Here is a 17747-nt window from a genome sequence, read left to right on the forward strand (position 1 = left end):
GACAACATGACCGCGATAGTGAGAATAGACGATGAAGTCGTGGATGTGGCCGAGTTTATTCGTCTTCTGAAGTTGACTGGCCAGTTCGAAAGCCTTATCGAGCAGATCGTGCGCGACAAGCTGACCGTGCATGCAGCGAAGAAGCAGGGCATTGTCGTGACCGCCGACGAAATCCAGGAGCGTGCCGACCAGTTTCGCCGCGTGCGGGGTCTGCACCGCGCGACGGACATGAACCAGTATCTCGACGTGCTCAACGTGAGCCTTGACGAATTCGAGGCGTTCATCACGGACGGGCTGTATCAGGAGAAGATGCTCGACCAGGTCGGCAACGAGGCGGCGGTCCGCGATTACTTCGCGCTGAACTCGCCCAAGTTCGACGCAATCGAAGTGAGCCACATCGTGCTGGACAGCGAAGGCAAGGCGAAGGAAATGATCTCGTATCTGCGCGACGATCCGGAGAGTTTCGCCGACATGGCGCGCGAGCATTCCATTGCCGATACGCGCGAGGCGGGCGGCGTGATCGGCAAGGTATTGCGCGGCTCGTTGAAGCCCGACATCGAGGCAAAGATTTTCAATGCGGCGGTGGGCGATCTGCTCGGGCCGTTTCCGTCGGCGGACCGATCATGCTTTGAGATTTTCGCGGTGACTGCGAAGTACCCGGCTACGCTCGACGCCGACGTGGCCGCCGAAGTTCGCCGCCTTCTGCGCGAAAGCTGGCTGATTGCGCGTGCACAGGAACATGTAATCGAAGCGCGCTGAACGGGCGCCGCCACCACAAGCTGAACCGAGGTCCGCACGTTTATGGATGCACCCCAGACCGCGCCATCCGCCGCCGAGTTTCTTGCCTCGGTGGAGATACTGTCGCCCTTCTCTCGCGATGAAATCGAGCGTTTAGCCGAATGTGCGCAGGCGCGCTTCTATTCGTTCGGCGAAACAGTATGCTCAGCCGGCGAGACCGCCGACGGTCTATACGTAGTCCGCTCGGGTTCGGTGCGCATTTTTGTTGAAGAGCACGGCAAGGAAACCAGCATGGGCGTGCGCAAGTCGGGCGAAATTTTCGCCGACATCGCGATGCTGCGCACCTATGTGCATGAAGCGTCGGTGCGGGCCTCCGCGAAAACCGAGTTGCTGTTCATTCCACGCGCCGCAATCGAACCGGTTATTGCAGGCAATCAGGCGGCGCTCGCCTTTGTCGCGAGCTATGTGGCCATCAACTCGGCAGGCGGTTTTGTCGCGCAGTTGTTCGATCTACGCGGCAAGCTAAACAAGGCAGAACTAGAAGAATATGTGCGCAGCGTTGGCGTCAAACGCGTGTCGGCGGGCAAGGAGATTCTCAAGCAGGACGCACGCGACGACCGGCGCTTATATGTGGTGCGCCAGGGCGAGGTGCGGATTGTCCGCCATGAGGAAGGGCGCGACTATACGCTCGCCACGTTAGGGGAGGGCGAGATATTCGGCGAGAAGGCTTGCTTGATGCGCCAGGAGCAAATGGCTTCGGCGATTGCGTCGACCGATACGCGGCTTCTCGTGATTCCCGAGCGGACGGTGCACTTTATTCTCGAGCGCAACCCCAAACTACGCGAAGTACTGGACGAACGCATTCGTTATGGCGACCGCGAATTGCAACGCCAGAAGCGGGTCGAGCAACGCCGCAAGCTGCCCCTTCTGCTCGATTTGCAGAGCAAACCCGAGTTCGGCGAGAAGGTGATCAGGCGCTTTCCGCTTGTGGAGCAGGCGGAAGAAATGGATTGCGGCGCTGCATGCCTCGCGATGATCTGCCGCCACTACAGCATTCCGATGACGCTCGGAAAATTGCGCGAACTCGCCAATGTGACGACTCAGGGCGCGACGCTGGACAGTCTCGCGCGCGCGGGCGAATCGCTCGGTTTCACAACGCGCGGCGTGCAATGCACATTCGATTCCCTACGCGGTTTCGATTTGCCCTTCATCGTGCATTGGGAGGGTTACCACTACGTGATTGTGTACGGCCTTTCCAGTGAATACGTGTGGGTTGCCGACCCGGCGCTGGGTTTTCGCAAGATGACTGTGGAAGACTTCGAGCGTGGCTGGAGCGGTACATGTCTGCTGTTTACCGGCGGACCGCAGATGTTGCAGATGTCGGCCGCGCGTTCGCCGTGGATACGATTTGTCGGTTACCTGAAGCCTTACCGCAAGATTCTCGGACACCTCTTTCTCGCCACGTTCGTCATCCAGGTGCTGGGCGTCATTCCGCCGCTCATCATCCAGAACATTCTTGACGGTGTGATCGTGCACCAGAACGTGAGCTTGCTGCACCTGCTGATAGGCGGGCTCATCATCGCCAACGTGTTCTCGCAACTTATGTCGTCGATTCGCGCATATCTCGCGAATTTCATGGTACGCAACATGGACTTCGCGATGATGTCGCAGTTCTTCAAGCACACGCTGTCGCTGCCGTTCTCGTTTTTCGCCAAACGCAAGACCGGCGACATCTTCGCGCGCTTTCAGGAGAACCAGACCATTCGCGCGTTTCTCACCGAATCCACGGTAACCACTGCGTTGAACCTGCTAATGGTGTTCATCTACTTCACGATCATGTTCGTCTACAACGTGAAGATGACGCTGGTACTGATAGGTTTCGTCATTCCGATCATGGCGCTGACCGCATTGGCGACGCCGAAAATCAAGAACTATGCGCGCGAGGTGTTCACTGCATCCACGGAATCCAAGTCGTTCCTGATGGAAGCGCTTGCAGGCGTGGAGACCGTCAAGGGCATGGGCATCGAGCGGCCGGTGCGACTGCGCTGGGAAAAGAAATACGCGAAAGCGCTTGAAGTGCAATATCGGGCGCACGCCTTCAACATTCTCGTCGGGCTAGGCAGCCAGTTGCTGAACGCGGCGACCACGATTGCCATTCTCTGGGTCGGCGCCAATCTAGTGCTGGCGCGCGAAATGACCATCGGCCAGTTGATTGCGTTCAATGCGTTCATGGGCAGCGTACTCGGTCCGTTGATGGGACTTGTCGGGCTCTGGAGCATGCTCAACGACGCGGGTGTCGCGATGGAGCGACTCGGGGACGTACTCGATATCGAGCCCGAACAGAAACCGGAAGATCTGCCCTCACGGGTGATGTTGCCGGAACTGCAAGGTGAAATAAGCTTGAGCGGTGTCTATTTTCGTTACGGCGACAACGACTCCGCTTACGTGCTGGAGAACGTCAGCTTCGATATCAAGCCAGGCGAACTGGTGGCGATTGTCGGACGCAGCGGCTCGGGCAAGACGACGCTGGCGAAACTGCTAGTGGGTTTTTACGAGCCGAGCGAAGGGAAAATGACCATAGACGGTTATGACCTGGGCGTGGTCGATAAAGCGTATTACCGTGCGCAGATCGGCTACGTGATGCAGAGCAATCTGCTTTTCTCCGGCACGATTGCCGAGAACATCGCGAGCGGCGACGACGCGCCGGACCGCCGCCGCATAGAAGAGGTTGCGAAAATGGCGGACGCCCACGCGTTCATCAGCAAGATGCCGCGTGGCTATGAGCAGATTGTGGGGGAACGCGGCATTGGCTTGTCGGGCGGGCAGATTCAGCGGCTGTGCATCGCGCGGGCGCTCTATCATGACCCGCGCCTGCTGGTGTTCGATGAAGCCACCTCCGCGCTCGATTCACAGTCGGAAAGCAACATTCTCGGCAATATGCACGACATTCTGAAAGGCCGCACGGCGGTAATTATCGCTCACCGGCTAAGTACGATCATGCGGGCCGACAAGATTCTTGTGCTGTATGAAGGCGCAATTGTCGAACAGGGCCGTCACGAAGAACTGCTCCAGCGCGGTGGCATGTACTACCAGCTGGTGCAGAAACAACTGAGCGCGTGATGATGAAGATACTCGACCAGATTGAAGACATCAGTCCGGCGATTTCATACGCGGGTTTGATCGAGCGAATTGAGATTTTGCGCTCGACGCTGCGCTGGTCGTCGCGACTGGAGCGCACGGATATCGACAAACTGCTGAGGCAGGCCACGTCGTTGCGCGATGAAGTCATGCAACTGTCGCACAAGGAGCGCTTCGTGCAGGCGGCAGTGGCTGCAGAACCCGAGCAGCGCGCCGAGCAGTCGCGCGGGGCGCGCAGGCAGGCGCTGCTCGAGCGCAGCTTCATTTTCGAAGGCACGTTCGGCGACAATCCGCGCCTGCTGGAATCGCTGGAAATTGCGGAAAAGGCCGCGCCGACTGACCTGCCGGTTCTGATAGACGGAGAAAGCGGTACAGGCAAGGAACTGATGGCCAAGGTCATTCATGCCAACGGCTCGCGTTCCGACAAGCCGTTTATCTCCGTGAATTGCGGCGCCATTCCGGACAACCTGCTCGAGTCGGAGCTGTTCGGTCATCGCAAGGGCGCGTTTACGGGTGCCGCGAACGACCGCAAAGGCAAATTCGAAAGCGCACATACGGGAACCATCTTTCTTGACGAGATTGGTGAATTGCCGCTCGCGGGCCAGGTGAAACTGCTGCGCGTTCTGGAGGCGCACGAGATTCAACGCGTGGGCTCGGACGAAACGATCGCTGTGGATACGCGCATTGTCGCTGCAACCAATCGAAACCTGCGCAAGCTGAGCGAGGAGGGCAAGTTCCGCGAAGACCTCTTTTACCGGCTAAGCGTGATTCACGTTACGCTGCCGCCGCTGCGCGAACGCCGCGACGAAATTCCGCTTCTCATTGCATGGTTTGGCGACGAGGCGGCCGGTACGCTCAAACGCCGGCCGGTGAGATTGACCCCGCGTTTAAGGGACTTTCTGCTGAACTACGCTTACCCCGGCAACATTCGCGAATTGCGTAATGTCATGTACCGGGTTTCGTGTCTTGCGGGCGATATGGCCGATATCGACCACTTGCCTACCGATATGCGCCCAGGTGCACCGGGTGCATTGCAAGGCGGCGCCAATGAGGCGGGCCAGCAGCCGATCAGCGTGGCGAACCTTATGTCGCTCAGCGACGCCAAGCGCGCCGCAAGCGACGACGCGGAAAAAGCCTTCCTGGAACGTGGGCTGCGCGAAGTGAACGGCACAGTGGCGGAACTGGCGCGGCGCATCGATATGAACCGCTCGCATCTGCAGATGCTGCTGAAGAAACACGGACTCCATTCAAAAGACTTCCGCAATCGCAATACGGCGGCATCTACCAGAAACGGCGCTGAGGACCGCGATGAAGATGACGGTGACGTATAAGCGCGGCGCCTTTCGTAAGGACCGAACGATGTCCTGCCATGCCACACCACCTCACGTCACGTCAGGGCGAGGGATTCAATAGCGTTTTATCCGCTGCGTAAGGATCTTCGGCGCGTACCACCACAGCGGTGATGTTGTCCCGCCCGCCGCGCTCCAGCGCGAGGCTAACCAGTTCAGCCGACGCATTCCCGTGTCCCTCCGCGCTCAGCACCGCCAGCATATCGTCCTCGCTGATCTCGTTGCTCAGGCCGTCGCTGCATAGCAGGAAGATGTCGCCGTCCGCGACTTCGATTGCGTCGTCGTCGAGTTCGAGCAGGTCTGTGGCGCCCACGGCGCGCGTGATCATGTGCTGCGCCGGATGATGCCTTGCTTCTTCATCGGTAATCACACCAAGCGACTTGAGCGCTTCGACCTGGCTGTGATCGCGGGTGAGCTGACGCAGTTGTCCGTCGCGAACCAGGTACAGGCGGCTGTCGCCGGCCCACACGTAGCCGCAAAACCGGTCGCATGCGAGAAGCGCGACCACGGTACTGCCGATGCGCTGCACCTGGCGGCGCGCGGCTTCCTGTCTTAACTGACGATTCGCCACCTGCAAATGCGCGCGTGCATCGGCGATGAACGCCTTCATGCTCACAGGCGGGCCGAGCCGTTTCAATGCGTCGATCACGAGGCGGCTTGCAAGGTCGCCGACCGCGTGCCCACCCATGCCGTCGGCGACGGCCCAGCGCCCGAGCTGGGCTTCGTCGAGGCACGCATCTTCGTTGATTTCGCGTACGCGTCCAGCGTCAGAACACGCGGACGACGTCCAGCGAAATTGGCTCGTGCAAGTCACAATGGCTACACCATGTCGTTTCTGCTGCGGGCGTCAGGAGAGACACTGATGTTCGAGTTCGCGCCGGTATTGCGCACGTCGACCGACTGGAACTGGTTGATCATCTGGTTAGCATAGAAGTTGTTGGAAACCTCGTACAGGTTCACGACCGGTCCAATGCTCGGCGTTTCCCGCACATACGGTTGAATCCAGCCGTACACCCACGGCGCGCCGCCGCCGCCTCGAATTGCCGCCATGGCCTTGCGGTCGAGCGCCAGGTTGAGCGAAAGATCGTTTACAGAAATGGAAGCCATGTCGTTCTCCGGTTGACCGCGCGCGCCACGCGCGCGGCTTGAATGGATCTGAACGACAACGGTGCAAGTGATATGCCAATTTGCGCGCGACGTCATGGTTGTTCCGGCAATGCAATGACTGGCGCGGGATAGCGAGCGAATCACACCTTGCCCTGCAACGCGCGGGAAGGGTGATAGGTCGGGCTCGAGCCAACATGCTTGCGCTACGACCGGTGCAACGCCCAACACTTCTGGCTGCATCGCGAACATGTCGCGCGGCGCCTGTAGGTGCATTGTCATGACCGCAAGAGAGCGCACGCCACCAACACATCCGCGCTTTTTCTGTCGGTTCCCGGCCGACATCCGTCTCCCGGCAAACCGCGTTCTTTCGCCGAAAACCCCGTAAACAAAGGCTTTCCGCCACATGGCCTGGATGATGCAAAAGACCTCGCAACAGTGTTGGAACCGGAACGAGGCAAGCCATGAACACGAACTCTCTTCAAGCGAGCAGCAAGGCCGGCGGTGAATCGTCATCCACCATCGACCTGCCGATCGGCTCGCATCTCGTCTCGACCCGCTGCGGCTATGAACATCACGGCATTTATGTGGGCAACGGCCGGGTGGTGCATTACGCGGGTTTTGCGGGGTCGGCGCATCGCGGCCCGGTTGAAGAAGTAGAACTCGAGCGTTTCGCGGCCGGCCATCCGCTGTCGATTCGCGCGACGCCCCGCGCGCGCTACCTCGGCGAGGAAGCGGTGCGCCGCGCTCGCTCGCGCCTCGGCGAAAACCGTTATCGCCTGTTGACCAACAACTGCGAACACTTCTGCGCCTGGGTACTGCTCGGCGAAAGCCGCAGCGAACAGGTGCATTGCAGCCTGCGCCATCCGCGCACTGGTATGCATGTGTTGATGTGCCTTGTTAAGGCATTCGTCGAGAACGGCGCGAAGAGCCGGCGGTTCACCGCACAACTTGCTTGAGCCGCCAGGCGGAATCGGTAAAGGAACGAAGGAGAGCATCATGGCTGCCGCTGAAAAGACCTTGCACTGGGCCGTCGAAAAATGGCTTGCGCCGACGCCCTCCATGCCCGCTCGAGTAGTCGAGTTCTGCCACCGCGCGTCACAGCATCGGCGCTTCGTGCGCGTCGAGGCTTTGCGCCCGGGCGGTCTGCTGTCCATCTTTTTCTTCCGTCACGACGACGGCTCCTGGAACGTGTTTCCGCCGCAAGCCGAACGTCCTGCGATGAACGGCTACCGTCGCACGGGTCTGTGCGCAGCTGCTTCCTTGACGAGCCATTGACTGAACAGCAGCATGGCAGGCGTCATTGGCTTGCCCTTCAACCAGGTGAGCCAGTAACTGCCGGCATGTACTTCGATATCGAACGGGCTCACCAGTCGCCCCGTCTCGATCTCATGGCCGAACATCAGCGCGGGCGCGAGCGCAATGCCCGCGCCCTGCATCGCCGCTTCGACCATCAGGCGCGAAGAGTCGAACACCGGCCCGCGAATGGGCCGCGGCGCAATGCCGGCCGCGGCGAACCAGTTGCTCCAGTCGTCTGCCCGATAGGAACGCAGCAGCGTTTCGCCGACGAGATCGGCGGACGTCGATAGTCGTTGCGCTATTTCCGGCGTACATAGCAATGCGAGCGGCGCGTCGAGCAGGCAGGTCGCGAGCGAACCGGGCCACGTGCCGTCGCCGAAACGGATCGCGAAATCCAGACCTTCGGTCGCGAGATCGACGAGATTGTCGTTTGTCAGGAGCCGCAATTCGACAAACGGATGAGCTTCGCGAAACGATCTTAGCCGCGGCATGAGCCAGCCGACGGCGAATGTGCCCACCACGCCGACCGTCAGTACTTCATGAAAATGGCCGCCTTCGAATTGCTTAAGCACGGCTTCTATACGGTCGAATGCATCGGTCAGCACGGGGCGCAATGCAAGGCCTTCGTCGGTCATCGCGAGGCCACGCGGCAAGCGCTTGAATAACGCGGTGCCAAGACGCTCCTCCAGCGCTCTCACCTGCTGACTGACGGCGGCCTGCGTGACGTTCAACTCGAGCGCCGCGCGCGTGAAGCTCAAGTGCCGGGCGGACGATTCGAAAGCGCGCAACGCATTAAGCGGAAGATAAGGTCTCATGGTGTGTCATGGCCAAGGCATAAGTTTTTCTTGTGAGCGCATTAACTTATCATCGTTTGTCAGCGAGGGCTGGAGAACCGATAGTTGCGGCTTCAAACAAGGAGCGGCAATGATCACGAGAAGAAAATTCGCGGGCGCGATGCTGGGTGTTTCAATAGCCGGGGTTGCGCTCGGCAATAGCGGCGCCTGGGGCAAAAACGCCGGATCGCTCACAGGGGCGCAGGCGGCAAGGCAGCGGCGAGAATTCGCCAGGCTCGATGCGATTCGTGCGCGGCTCTTGGAAATCGAAGCACAAAGCGGCGGGCGGCTCGGCGTTTCGATCGTCGACACCACCTCGGGCTTGCACGCAGGTCTGCGCGCGGACGAGCGTTTTCCGATGTGCAGCACGTTCAAGCTGCTCGCCGCGGGCGCAGTACTGGCGCGGGTCGATCGTGGCGAAGAGAACCTGCAGCGGCGCATCGTCTACTCGCAAAGCGAACTCGTGCCGAACTCGCCGGCTACGTCGAGGCATACCCGCGAGCGCACCGGCAGCGCGGGCATGAGCATCGCCGAATTATGCAAGGCGGCAATCACGCTCAGTGACAACACCGCTGCAAACCTGCTGCTGCAATCTTTTGGCGGGCCCGCCGCATTGACCGCATTCGCGCGCAGTCTTGGGGACGGCATGACACGTCTGGACCGCAATGAGCCCACGCTGAACGAGGCCGCGCCGGGCGATCCGCGCGATACGACCACGCCGAATGCAATGCTCGGCAATCTGCGCGCACTCGTGATGGGCGAGCAATTGAGTTCGACATCCAGAGTGCAATTGCTCGCCTGGCTCGCGGCCAATGAGACCGGCGGCGCGCGGATTCGCGCGAGGCTGCCGAAAGATTGGGGCGTGGGCGACAAAACCGGCACGGGCGATCACGGCACGGCGAACGACGTGGCCATTCTTTGGCCGCCTGGACGCGGCCCCATTCTGGTCGCCGTCTACCTGACCGGAACTGCTGGGAATGCGGCGCGCTGCAATGCGGCGATTGCAGACGTCGGCGCGCTGGTGGTCGAGTCTGTTTGACCGCTGCGCGAGGGAAGCAAAGCGGTAGAGCGGACGCCGCTATACCGACATCTTTTGCAGCAACGCGAGGAGCGCATCGAACGCTATCGGCTTGCGGGCGTATGCAATAAACGGATTGGGCTGCACGGGAATGTCGGCGGCCGCGCTGCACAAAATAACTGGAATCGTGCGCAGCTCCGGGTCGGCGTAAAGCGCCGCGCACAATTGAAGCCCCGACATGACCGGCATCATGCAGTCCGACACGATAATGTCCGGCTTTGTTCTGCGTATCTGCTCGAGTGCGACGGCGCCATTGGAGGCGGTTAGCACTGTGTAGCCGTGACGCTCGAGCAGCAGCCGCCATACCGTGAGGATGTCGAATTCGTCATCCGCGACCAGAATGGTTTTCATGAGCTAGGCCGGGCGCCGGGGCTGCGAGATCGCGAGGAGGCCGGACGCCGAGGACACGGAGAGGCCGGTCAGGCTTTCGACAATGTCGAGCCCTTGCGATGAAATGACCAGCTCGCGCGTGGACGGGTCATGCGCGCTTTCGCGCTGTTTGACGATGGAGATGGCGCGGCGCGCTCCTGCGTCCGTTTCGGCGTAACGCAACAGCACGAGGTTTTCCGTGAGTGCCGAAACACGCGTGCTTCTCGAATGGCCGTAGTCGGCGTAAAGCGGCACTTCTTCCGTGACGAGCGTCGTGATGCCGGCTTCGCGCAACTGGTGCAGCATCGCATTCAGGAAGAGACCGAAGCGCTCGATGCGCAGCGCCGAATCGCGAAACCCTTCTACGCCGTCAATCACCACGCGCGTCGCGCCCATCTGTTTCGCGGTGGCGAGTGCGTTTGCGGCGATTTCGTCGATGGCAAGCTCGACGGCGGGTTGCCATTGAATGACGAGCCGGCCGTCGCGGTACGCTTCGTCGAGCCCGATGGAAACGGCCTCGGCCTTGCCGATTAGCCGCTGGGGCCCTTCGTAAAAGCCGAGATAGAGGCAGCGTTCGCCGCGCTCGATGCCGGCCGCGAGAAACTGTAGACACAGCAAGGTCTTGCCGACGCCAGACGGTCCGATCATCGTCGTTGTCGAGCCGAGCGATAGCCCACCGCCGAACATGGCGTCCAGACGCGGCAGACCGAAACTGACTCGTGTTTTCAGATCCACCGGTCCGCGCGCCGCCGCGGGTTGTGCTTCCAGACGCGGATACATGAGCAGCCCGCTTTCGGCGATACGAAAGAAGTGCTTGCCCATCAGGTGGTTGCGCGCGCGCATCTTGTGCACCTCGATCTCGCGCGCGCGGCGCATGCCGTCGCTATAACGGTTCAGCTCGATGAGACCGTCGACAAGCGTGTGTTCCGGATGCGGCTCGTTGCCGGAGAGCGGCGCAAGCAGCAGCGTCGTGCAGTTCATGGCCGCGACGAGGGCGTTCAGTTCGTGAATGAACTTGGAGAGCGACAGCTCGGTTTCGCTGAATTCGCGGGCGCTGCGAAAGCCGTCGATGATCATCAGGCTCGGCCGGTAATCGTAAATGCTCGACGCGATCAGTTTCAGAAAGCCGTCCAGGCCGTCCTGCATCAGTTCGTGATAGCCGGAGACAAAAAGCATTTGCTGCGCGACCGCTTTTTCGTCGAAGAAAGACAGACCCTTCAGGTGCGCAAGCAACTTGTCGTGCGATTCCGCGATCAGCGTCATGTACAGCACTTTCTCGCCACGGCTCACGCGGTGGAACCCGATCTGGCTGGACAGAATCGTTTTGCCGGCGCCAGCCATGCCTTCCAGAAGATAGACGCCGCCTTGGACCAGACCGCCGCCCAGAATCTCGTCGAGGCCGGGCACACCCGTTTCAACGTTGGCGCGAGGGGAGGTCGACGATTCGTACATGGTCATTGTGATGTGTGGTTGAACTGCTGCTGGCGGCCGCTCGCGAACGTCAGCGCGATGCGTAGCCCAACGTGGGCAGCAAGGCGCGTTCCCGGTCGTCCCAAGCCGCGTGGCGTGCCGCACATTGGGCGTCGAATGCCCGCAATTCTACTTGCCCGAGGAGCGCTTGGTCACGAACATTCGCCGCGCGGCGCAAACATGTACGTGCTGCGCTGCTTAACGACGCGCCGAGTCGTTGTGCCGCTCAGCGAGTTCCCACGGCAGTAGAAAGTGCAACGCACGAAACGAGTGCTGGTTTGCGCGCGACGCATGGGCGTGTCGCTGGTTTCCCCGCAGCCCTTGTCGCTGGAGCTGCACCGCACTTAGCGACGCTATCCGCGCAGATTACGGACAAAAGTTTCCAGGTGGCGCTGTACCGTGCCGGCGGCTTCCAGGTCGATGCCTTCGAGCATCTGCTTTTCGATTGCTTTGACAGCCTGCTCGCATTGACGCAACACGGTGCGTCCCTCGTCGGTCAGTTGCAGAAGCACGATGCGGCCATGCGTGGGGTCTGGCTCGCGGCTCACCCAGTTGCGGCTTGCCATTGCGTTCATCACTTCGTTGGCGGATTGCGGTGTGATAAACGAGCGCTCGGCGAGCTGCGCATTTGAAGCTTGTCCTTTCGCTTCGAGCACGGACAGCGCGGTAAATTGAGCGAGCGTCAGGCCGAGCGGCGCGAGTGCCTCGCTCATTCGGCGCCGCAGAATGCGGTCGAGGCTGCCGATCACATAGGTGAGCCGCAGGCTAGGGCGGCGAGTGCGCGTGGTGGTGTCGAGAGTCGAGTTCTGGTTTCTGGTCATTGTCGGCGCGAGATTCGGGCTATGTCGCATCTTAGCGCGGCTTGCCGTATACAATTCGGCACCCCCTGAATTTTGCCAATACTGACATCGCAACCATGCCGACTCCGACCCGGGCCTTTCTTCTCGGCCCGCTCCTGAAAGGCGTATCACGCTCGTTTTACCTTACGCTGCGCGTGTTGCCGGCAGGCATGCGCGATCCGATCGGCCTGGCATATCTGCTCGCGCGGGCTGCCGATACGATCGCCGATACTTCGCTGATCGCGCCCGCACGGCGGCTCGAATTGCTGCTGTCGTTGCGCGACCAGGTCAACGGCGTGGCAAGCGACGGAGCGCTATTTCAGCGCATGGCCGCGGAAGTGGCGGACCAGCAGAGCCAGTCGGACGAAAAGGTACTGCTCGAATCGCTCGGCCCCGCGCTCGACGTGTTGGCGCAATTGAGCGAGTCCGACCGTAAAGCCGTGCGCGAGATTGTTTCGACGTTGACCGAAGGCATGGAGTTCGACTTGCGCACGTTTCCGGACGAACGCTCGGGACGCATCGCCGCACTGCATGAATATGGCGAGCTTGACCGCTATACGTATCTGGTTGCGGGTTGCGTCGGCGAATTCTGGACCACGATGACATACGCACACATGCCCGGCACGCTGAAGGCGCAGCCGGCGAACATGAAGGCGCGCGGCGTGCGTTTCGGTAAGGCGCTGCAAATGACCAACGTATTGCGCGATTGCGGCAAGGACCTGCGGATTGGCCGCTGTTATCTTCCGCAAACAATGCTCGCGCAGCATGGCCTGAGTCCGCAGGATCTTCTGCTGCCGGCCAATTCGCTGCGCGCGCGTCCGCTCATGGTCGAGCTGTTGCGCAAGACCCTCGACCACTTCCGCGAGGCACTGGAGTACACGCTCACAATTCCCGCGTTTGCAGTGCGTTTGCGGCTGGCATGCTTGTGGCCGATTCTCATCGGCCTCGACACGCTCTTGCTGCTCGTGGATAACGCGGCGTGGCTCGATCCGCAACAGGTCTCGAAAGTGTCGCGAAACCAGGTGTACCGGATCATCGGGACTTCTTTGCTGCTGGTGCCGTCGAATGCGCTGGTGCGCCGGGCGATAGAGCGCCGGATCCGCGACATAGAAGCGAGGTTCTGACTGGGCCCGGGGGGCGCAAGCGTGTTTCAACTTGCTCCCGAGGTGCACCTGACGTACTCCCGGCGTGCCCGATCGGGAAACCCCTAAGACCGCGCGTGGAAGCTTCGCGTTAGTCTCCTCGAAGGAGGAGACAATCCATGAGACAGGCGTTCAATATTGCAGTGGTACTGCTGCTCGGCTATCTGATGGCGGATCGGGCGCTTATGCGCGCGCAGGCGGGCGAAGTGGGGACAATCACCTGCCATCAGGGCGCGGAACTCGTCAAGGCGAAGGCGCTCAGGAAAGGTTTTGGCGAAGCCGGCGCAAGCAGCCAGGGCGAAAATTTCCTGTCGAGCTGTCTTGTCACGGGTCGTGGCAAAGTGGCCGATCTGATTGCTCGCGACTGAGCGGCGGATCAGACCGTTGCACGCGCAACGACCAGCAGTGTGAGTGGCAAAAAGCGCCTGGACCCATGAGATCCAGGCGAAGTCATCGGCAGCCGATGACGGAGGTATACATAAACGACTGGCCCGCGACCGGAACCACCGGTCGCGGGCCAGTTTCATTTGCAGCGGATCAAAGAGCTTATGCGTTGGCAGGGCGACCAGCGGCGGGTCGTTGTGCCTTAATTGCCGAAGTAAATCGACTTTGTGCCACTAGCGCTCACTGCACGGCCCGATTCGCTCGAACCGGCTGCCACACCGCCATAGCTCGACACTGCGGGCTGAGCCGTGCCGTTTTGCGCGTCGACGCGGCGCTGTGCGGCGAGCAGATCTTGCGGATAGTAGGGGTCTGCGCGGCCAGGCTGATAACCGGCCTTTTCGAGTTGTACCAGTTCGGCGCGCACCTGGGCACGGGTCACAGGCTGATTGGACTGCGCAAAAGAAGCGACAGGAGCGGCCAGCACAGCGGCGATAGCAACGGCTTGAATAAGTGATTTCATGATGAACCTCCAGTTTGGTCTTGATTGCGCTGCGGACCTTGTTGTTCGCAGCCAGTGATTGCATTGTAGGTCTGCCAACTGGAGAGAGTAATGGCGCAAATCGGTAAACTTCGTTGCTGGAATTGAGATAAATGGCCACGCAATGTGCCGCGAGCTGGCGCGCCCTGAGCGCTGTGCATATGTGCCTCACGTCGCGCAGCGCTTGTCGAGGATCGTCACGAATTCGAGCGACACTCTCTCGCAGCCGGTGGCGCACTGGCTAATTGCAATGAGGCAGGCGCTCGTTCACCTGAGCGAGCACACCCGACTTTTTCCACGCCATGTAGCGCAGGTAGCAGGTCTGCTGCGGCGGAAATGTGCCAGGCAGTCTGTGCCACTTTTCTTTGGTCTGCTGCAACCACAGTATCGCGTTGAGGATTTCGCGGTCGCTGCGGCGGGGGCGTCCGCGCGTGCGGATATGCTCCGGAAAGAGGTTCTGCACTAGCGCCCAGTCTGCATCGGAGAGGGGAATCTGTAGTGCAGGCTGGCTCGATTGACTGTGCGCAATGCCCAACAGTTGAGTCAGGTAGCTGCCGGCGCTATCCAAGGCTTTTTGTGTGGTCACATTGCCTCCCAATGAAGCTATTCGTCCCAATGAAGCCGCGAGCTGGCAGAGGCTTGAGCATTATCGTTTCTGCTGTTTCTGTCATACCGGAGCGCGCGAGCCAACTGCGCGAAGAGGCCGTTTCTCGCGATCCATTGCGCGTACGCGCGGTAATCCGGATCGTTCATCAGGTGTCTTTCTTCCGTCTTTGCCCGCATGAAATAGAGCAGGTTGACCGCGGCGAGCGCCGCGCAATGCGTGAGCGCGACTCGCCAATCCAGAGGCTCGATGAACGGCACGAAGATCATCCAGTACGACAGGTTCTTGGCAATATAAGCGGGGTGTTTCGTGAAGCGATAAGGTCCCGAGGTGACGATGCCCCGGTTGGTCAGATTGGAGAAACGCAAACCGAATGAGAGCGTGGCGCAGGCGTAGCACAACAATAACGCCACTATCGCGGTACCCCAGATGAATCGCAGTAGCGGCATGGAGATCAGCCAACTGTCCCAGAACATTGAACCTTCGTAACGGATGTACTGACTGGAAATCAGCGACCAGAACGGTTGATAGCAGACAAGCGCGACCAGCCAGCCGAGCGTGGTGGGTTCCGCGCTGCGCACGTGGCTGTCCAGAATGCGAAGCGTGCACACATAGCCGACCGTGCCGAACATCAGATCCATTGCAAACGTGAGGTCGTACATGAAGCGGAACGTTGCAAGAGAGAGCGGCGCGGCGAGCGCGGCGCCAAGCGACGCGTCCAGTTGCGTGGCAGTGGTGGACAGATAGACGACCATCAGCGGCAGGAAGAACGCCTTGACCATCCAGCCCGCCAGCATTTCGCGCAGGGGCCGCCAGTTCGACGGGCGTTTTCCGCGAAACAAGAGACGTGCGAGCACCAGGTAGGCGTCGTCCGTTTCGCGCTGATGTGTATCCATCCATGCGAAATAGAAGGGCGCGGCTATTGTCACGCAAGGTGCGAGTGTCGCGATCAGCGACCAGAACGGGGTGTAGAACGCACCGTGGTATTCGGGCAATAGCCAGTAGAGTGCGCCTATGCCTGCATAGACGCAGGCGAGAGCCGCGAGACGCATCGCGATACGCGCGATGCTGAGCGAGCGCAGTGCGCGACTCGCCAACCCGGCGCTCGGCCGCAGGTAGACGCGCGCGATAAACAGCTCGTACGTGCCAACTGTTGCGATGATCGCGAGACAGGCCACAGCGCTGCGCGCGGCGCCGCTCAACGCGGCGCTGTCGCGTACCAGCCAAAGCGCCGCGAGGCCGGCGAGCATGCCCAATACGCCGACCCGAAACGGCGTTGCCGAAGGTGGAGCAGGGTCGTCGACGTGCGCGAGTGTGTCGATGCTGGGGGTCATGTCATCCTCGTCGTCATGACATAAGCGCCGTTCGGGCGTGGCTTGTTTCGGGTCGAAATATTTAGGAATGCGACTTATTTCGAGGGCGCCACGCCGCCGAGCAATCCGCCGACGAGGTTCGTCACCGGCGCGAGCGGATTGGCGCTGGTCGACGAGCCACTATTCGAGCCACCTGTCAATCCGGTTATGAGGCCGGTGACCGGATTGACCGCTGTGCCGCCTTGCGACCCGCCGACCGTACGCCCGGCACCCACTGCACCCACTGCACCCACTGCACCCACTGCACCCACTGCCGAGGTCAGCGAGCCGACCAGCGTGGTGACAGGGGCAAGCAGGCCGCTTGTGGTGCCGCTCGCGCCGGTCCCGCCCGTTCCACCCGCGCCGGGCAATGACCGGACACTGCCGAGAAGCGTGGTGACCGGCGCAAGAAGTCCACTGACGCCGCTTGTGCTGCCCGCGCCCGTACCCGCGCCTGTACCGGCGCCCGTACCGCCGCCCAGCGCGCCCAGGTTGCCGATCAGGCCGGTCAAGGGCGGAATGGTCACGCCGCTGCCGCTTGCACTGCCGCCGCCGATGGGGCCGAGAATGCCTGTGAGCGGCGCGAGCGGATTGGTCGTCGCTCCCGTTAAGAGTCCGCCGGTACTCGTGACGGTCTTGCCCAACTGACTCACGACTGTGCCGACGTCTTTGCCGACCTGATCGCCAGTGGCCCCGGCTACGCTGACGCCGGCGGAGTCCAGTCCGTGGCCGATGCTGCTCAGCAGTGTGTTAAGCGGCGCGCCGAGCCCGGTTGCGGTGCCGATGGTCTGTGTGGTGTTCGAGACGGCGAGCGTGATGGGGTTGATCGCCGAACTGAGTTGGCTCTCGACCTGCTGCACAGGGCCGCTGGCGACAACCTGATTCAGTCCCGAGCCGACAGCATTCAAGCCCGTGCCTACGCCGCCGACGGCCGTGCCGACTGTCGACGTGAGAGGCGCAAGCGGCGCCAGTTGTCCGCTGCCGAGACTCGTGACTGCGCCGCCAAGCGATGTCACTGCGGCGGCTGTATTCGACACTACGCCTGACGTAGACGCGAGCGTTGGATCGAGCGGATTGGCCGTGCTGCCCAGGTTGCCGAGGCCGGCGGCGCTGCCGCTGCCCAGCGCCTTCACCGCATTGCCCAGGTCGCTGATCGCATTGCCTAGACCGGTTGTGGTGCCGCTGTCGACCCCGGGCACGGAAGTGCCCGTGACTTTGCCGCCAGTGTCGGCGACTGTCGTGCCGACGGCGGTGATGAGGTTGCTCGCATTGGTGACCACGCGGCCGATGGGCGTGGAGGAAGTGCCTGAGGTGCCCGAAGTGCCTGAGGTGCCTGAGGTGCCTGAGGTGCCGGAAGTCCCCGAAGTGCCGGAAGTGCCCGAAGTACCCGAAGTACCCGAAGTACCCGAAGTACCCGAAGTACCCGAAGTACCCGAAGTACCCGAAGTACCCGAAGTACCCGAAGTACCCGAAGTACCCGAAGTACCCGAAGTGCCCGAAGTCCCGGAAG

At 61.1% G+C, this 17747-nt stretch carries 19 protein-coding genes; 9 read left to right on the forward strand and 10 right to left on the reverse strand.

The features are described 5' to 3' along the window. Positions 1–6 precede the first annotated feature (6 nt). From JNB89_RS25990 to JNB89_RS26000, 3 genes are read left to right on the forward strand one after another with little or no spacing between them, the layout of a single operon-like run. Complete coding sequence (locus JNB89_RS25990) at positions 7–759, forward strand: peptidylprolyl isomerase (protein ID WP_013342358.1); 753 nt, start codon at positions 7–9, stop codon at positions 757–759. Between the two features lie 42 nt (positions 760–801). Beyond that, the gene (locus JNB89_RS25995; RefSeq protein WP_220364126.1) at positions 802–3858 is read left to right on the forward strand and encodes a peptidase domain-containing ABC transporter; all 3057 of its coding nucleotides are present in this window, start codon (positions 802–804) and stop codon (positions 3856–3858) included. Beyond that, complete coding sequence (locus tag JNB89_RS26000; RefSeq protein ID WP_220364127.1) at positions 3858–5207, forward strand: sigma-54 interaction domain-containing protein; 1350 nt, start codon at positions 3858–3860, stop codon at positions 5205–5207. The genes JNB89_RS25995 and JNB89_RS26000 overlap by 1 nt, the downstream gene beginning before the upstream one ends. Before the next feature lie 61 nt (positions 5208–5268). Here the strand turns inward: JNB89_RS26000 and JNB89_RS26005 are convergent, their stop codons facing one another. Next, positions 5269–6039, reverse strand: a complete 771-nt coding sequence (locus JNB89_RS26005) for a PP2C family protein-serine/threonine phosphatase (protein WP_220364128.1) — start codon at positions 6037–6039, stop codon at positions 5269–5271. A 5-nt stretch (positions 6040–6044) separates the two neighbouring features. Continuing rightward, complete coding sequence (locus JNB89_RS26010) at positions 6045–6332, reverse strand: hypothetical protein (protein WP_013342362.1); 288 nt, start codon at positions 6330–6332, stop codon at positions 6045–6047. A 461-nt stretch (positions 6333–6793) separates the two neighbouring features. Here JNB89_RS26010 and JNB89_RS26015 point away from each other — a divergent pair, with 461 nt between their 5' ends. Beyond that, the gene (locus JNB89_RS26015; RefSeq protein WP_013342363.1) at positions 6794–7288 is read left to right on the forward strand and encodes a lecithin retinol acyltransferase family protein; all 495 of its coding nucleotides are present in this window, start codon (positions 6794–6796) and stop codon (positions 7286–7288) included. A 40-nt stretch (positions 7289–7328) separates the two neighbouring features. Next, positions 7329–7607: a hypothetical protein gene (locus JNB89_RS26020; protein WP_220364129.1), complete on the forward strand. Its 279-nt coding sequence runs from the start codon at positions 7329–7331 to the stop codon at positions 7605–7607. Here the strand turns inward: JNB89_RS26020 and JNB89_RS26025 are convergent. Continuing rightward, a complete protein-coding gene (locus tag JNB89_RS26025; RefSeq protein ID WP_220364130.1) occupies positions 7559–8443 on the reverse strand; it encodes a LysR family transcriptional regulator in 885 nt (294 codons plus the stop codon). The genes JNB89_RS26020 and JNB89_RS26025 overlap by 49 nt on opposite strands. Positions 8444–8552: 109 nt before the next feature. On the opposite strand from JNB89_RS26025, the gene bla reads away from it, so the two are divergent. Then, positions 8553–9500 carry a class A beta-lactamase gene (gene bla, locus JNB89_RS26030; RefSeq protein WP_220364131.1) on the forward strand — a complete coding sequence of 316 codons (948 nt, stop codon included), beginning with the start codon at positions 8553–8555 and terminating at the stop codon, positions 9498–9500. Positions 9501–9539: 39 nt separating this feature from the next. Here bla and JNB89_RS26035 read toward each other — a convergent pair whose 3' ends face one another. The 3 genes from JNB89_RS26035 to JNB89_RS26045 form a co-directional block, all read right to left on the reverse strand. Continuing rightward, positions 9540–9890 (reverse strand): response regulator, encoded by a 351-nt coding sequence (locus JNB89_RS26035; protein WP_013342367.1) that lies wholly within the window; start codon positions 9888–9890, stop codon positions 9540–9542. A 3-nt stretch (positions 9891–9893) separates the two neighbouring features. After that, on the reverse strand, positions 9894–11366 hold the full coding sequence (locus JNB89_RS26040; protein ID WP_220364132.1) for an ATPase domain-containing protein: 1473 nt from the start codon (positions 11364–11366) through the stop codon (positions 9894–9896). A 365-nt stretch (positions 11367–11731) separates the two neighbouring features. Next, entirely contained in the window at positions 11732–12199 is a 468-nt protein-coding gene (locus JNB89_RS26045) for a MarR family winged helix-turn-helix transcriptional regulator (protein WP_049790003.1), read from the reverse strand. A gap of 95 nt (positions 12200–12294) precedes the next feature. Here JNB89_RS26045 and JNB89_RS26050 point away from each other — a divergent pair, with 95 nt between their 5' ends. Then, a complete protein-coding gene (locus JNB89_RS26050) occupies positions 12295–13341 on the forward strand; it encodes a phytoene/squalene synthase family protein (RefSeq protein WP_220364133.1) in 1047 nt (348 codons plus the stop codon). A gap of 137 nt (positions 13342–13478) precedes the next feature. Further along, entirely contained in the window at positions 13479–13727 is a 249-nt protein-coding gene (locus JNB89_RS26055; RefSeq protein ID WP_220364134.1) for a hypothetical protein, read from the forward strand. Positions 13728–13945: 218 nt separating this feature from the next. On the opposite strand, the gene JNB89_RS26060 is transcribed toward JNB89_RS26055, so the two are convergent. From JNB89_RS26060 to JNB89_RS26075, 4 genes are all read right to left on the reverse strand, one after another. Next, the gene (locus JNB89_RS26060; RefSeq protein WP_220364135.1) at positions 13946–14263 is read right to left on the reverse strand and encodes a DUF4148 domain-containing protein; all 318 of its coding nucleotides are present in this window, start codon (positions 14261–14263) and stop codon (positions 13946–13948) included. 259 nt (positions 14264–14522) lie between these two features. Beyond that, complete coding sequence (locus JNB89_RS26065) at positions 14523–14867, reverse strand: transposase (RefSeq protein ID WP_220364136.1); 345 nt, start codon at positions 14865–14867, stop codon at positions 14523–14525. Between the two features lie 17 nt (positions 14868–14884). Next, positions 14885–16219, reverse strand: a complete 1335-nt coding sequence (locus JNB89_RS26070) for an isoprenylcysteine carboxylmethyltransferase family protein (RefSeq protein WP_220364137.1) — start codon at positions 16217–16219, stop codon at positions 14885–14887. 74 nt (positions 16220–16293) lie between these two features. After that, the gene (locus tag JNB89_RS26075) at positions 16294–17436 is read right to left on the reverse strand and encodes a collagen-like triple helix repeat-containing protein (protein WP_346656226.1); all 1143 of its coding nucleotides are present in this window, start codon (positions 17434–17436) and stop codon (positions 16294–16296) included. 10 nt (positions 17437–17446) lie between these two features. Between JNB89_RS26075 and JNB89_RS31390 the strand changes: the two genes are divergently transcribed. Further along, positions 17447–17747 (forward strand): hypothetical protein (locus tag JNB89_RS31390; RefSeq protein ID WP_431026605.1); only part of this gene is annotated, 301 nt, incomplete at its 3' end.

It is taken from the genome of Paraburkholderia phenoliruptrix, assembly GCF_019511605.1.
Classification (GTDB): domain Bacteria; phylum Pseudomonadota; class Gammaproteobacteria; order Burkholderiales; family Burkholderiaceae; genus Paraburkholderia; species Paraburkholderia phenoliruptrix_A.

Excerpts from the sequence above, each read along its gene's own strand:
- JNB89_RS25990 (WP_013342358.1), top strand. The coding sequence starts at position 7 with ATGACCGCGATAGTGAGAATAGACGATGAAGTCGTGGATGTGGCCGAG.
- JNB89_RS25995 (WP_220364126.1), top strand. The coding sequence starts at position 802 with ATGGATGCACCCCAGACCGCGCCATCCGCCGCCGAGTTTCTTGCCTCG.
- JNB89_RS26000 (WP_220364127.1), top strand. The coding sequence starts at position 3,858 with ATGATGAAGATACTCGACCAGATTGAAGACATCAGTCCGGCGATTTCA.
- JNB89_RS26010 (WP_013342362.1), bottom strand. The coding sequence starts at position 6,332 with ATGGCTTCCATTTCTGTAAACGATCTTTCGCTCAACCTGGCGCTCGAC.
- JNB89_RS26015 (WP_013342363.1), top strand. The coding sequence starts at position 6,794 with ATGAACACGAACTCTCTTCAAGCGAGCAGCAAGGCCGGCGGTGAATCG.
- JNB89_RS26020 (WP_220364129.1), top strand. The coding sequence starts at position 7,329 with ATGGCTGCCGCTGAAAAGACCTTGCACTGGGCCGTCGAAAAATGGCTT.
- JNB89_RS26025 (WP_220364130.1), bottom strand. The coding sequence starts at position 8,443 with ATGAGACCTTATCTTCCGCTTAATGCGTTGCGCGCTTTCGAATCGTCC.
- bla (WP_220364131.1), top strand. The coding sequence starts at position 8,553 with ATGATCACGAGAAGAAAATTCGCGGGCGCGATGCTGGGTGTTTCAATA.
- JNB89_RS26035 (WP_013342367.1), bottom strand. The coding sequence starts at position 9,890 with ATGAAAACCATTCTGGTCGCGGATGACGAATTCGACATCCTCACGGTA.
- JNB89_RS26040 (WP_220364132.1), bottom strand. The coding sequence starts at position 11,366 with ATGACCATGTACGAATCGTCGACCTCCCCTCGCGCCAACGTTGAAACG.
- JNB89_RS26045 (WP_049790003.1), bottom strand. The coding sequence starts at position 12,199 with ATGACCAGAAACCAGAACTCGACTCTCGACACCACCACGCGCACTCGC.
- JNB89_RS26050 (WP_220364133.1), top strand. The coding sequence starts at position 12,295 with ATGCCGACTCCGACCCGGGCCTTTCTTCTCGGCCCGCTCCTGAAAGGC.
- JNB89_RS26055 (WP_220364134.1), top strand. The coding sequence starts at position 13,479 with ATGAGACAGGCGTTCAATATTGCAGTGGTACTGCTGCTCGGCTATCTG.
- JNB89_RS26060 (WP_220364135.1), bottom strand. The coding sequence starts at position 14,263 with ATGAAATCACTTATTCAAGCCGTTGCTATCGCCGCTGTGCTGGCCGCT.
- JNB89_RS26070 (WP_220364137.1), bottom strand. The coding sequence starts at position 16,219 with ATGACCCCCAGCATCGACACACTCGCGCACGTCGACGACCCTGCTCCA.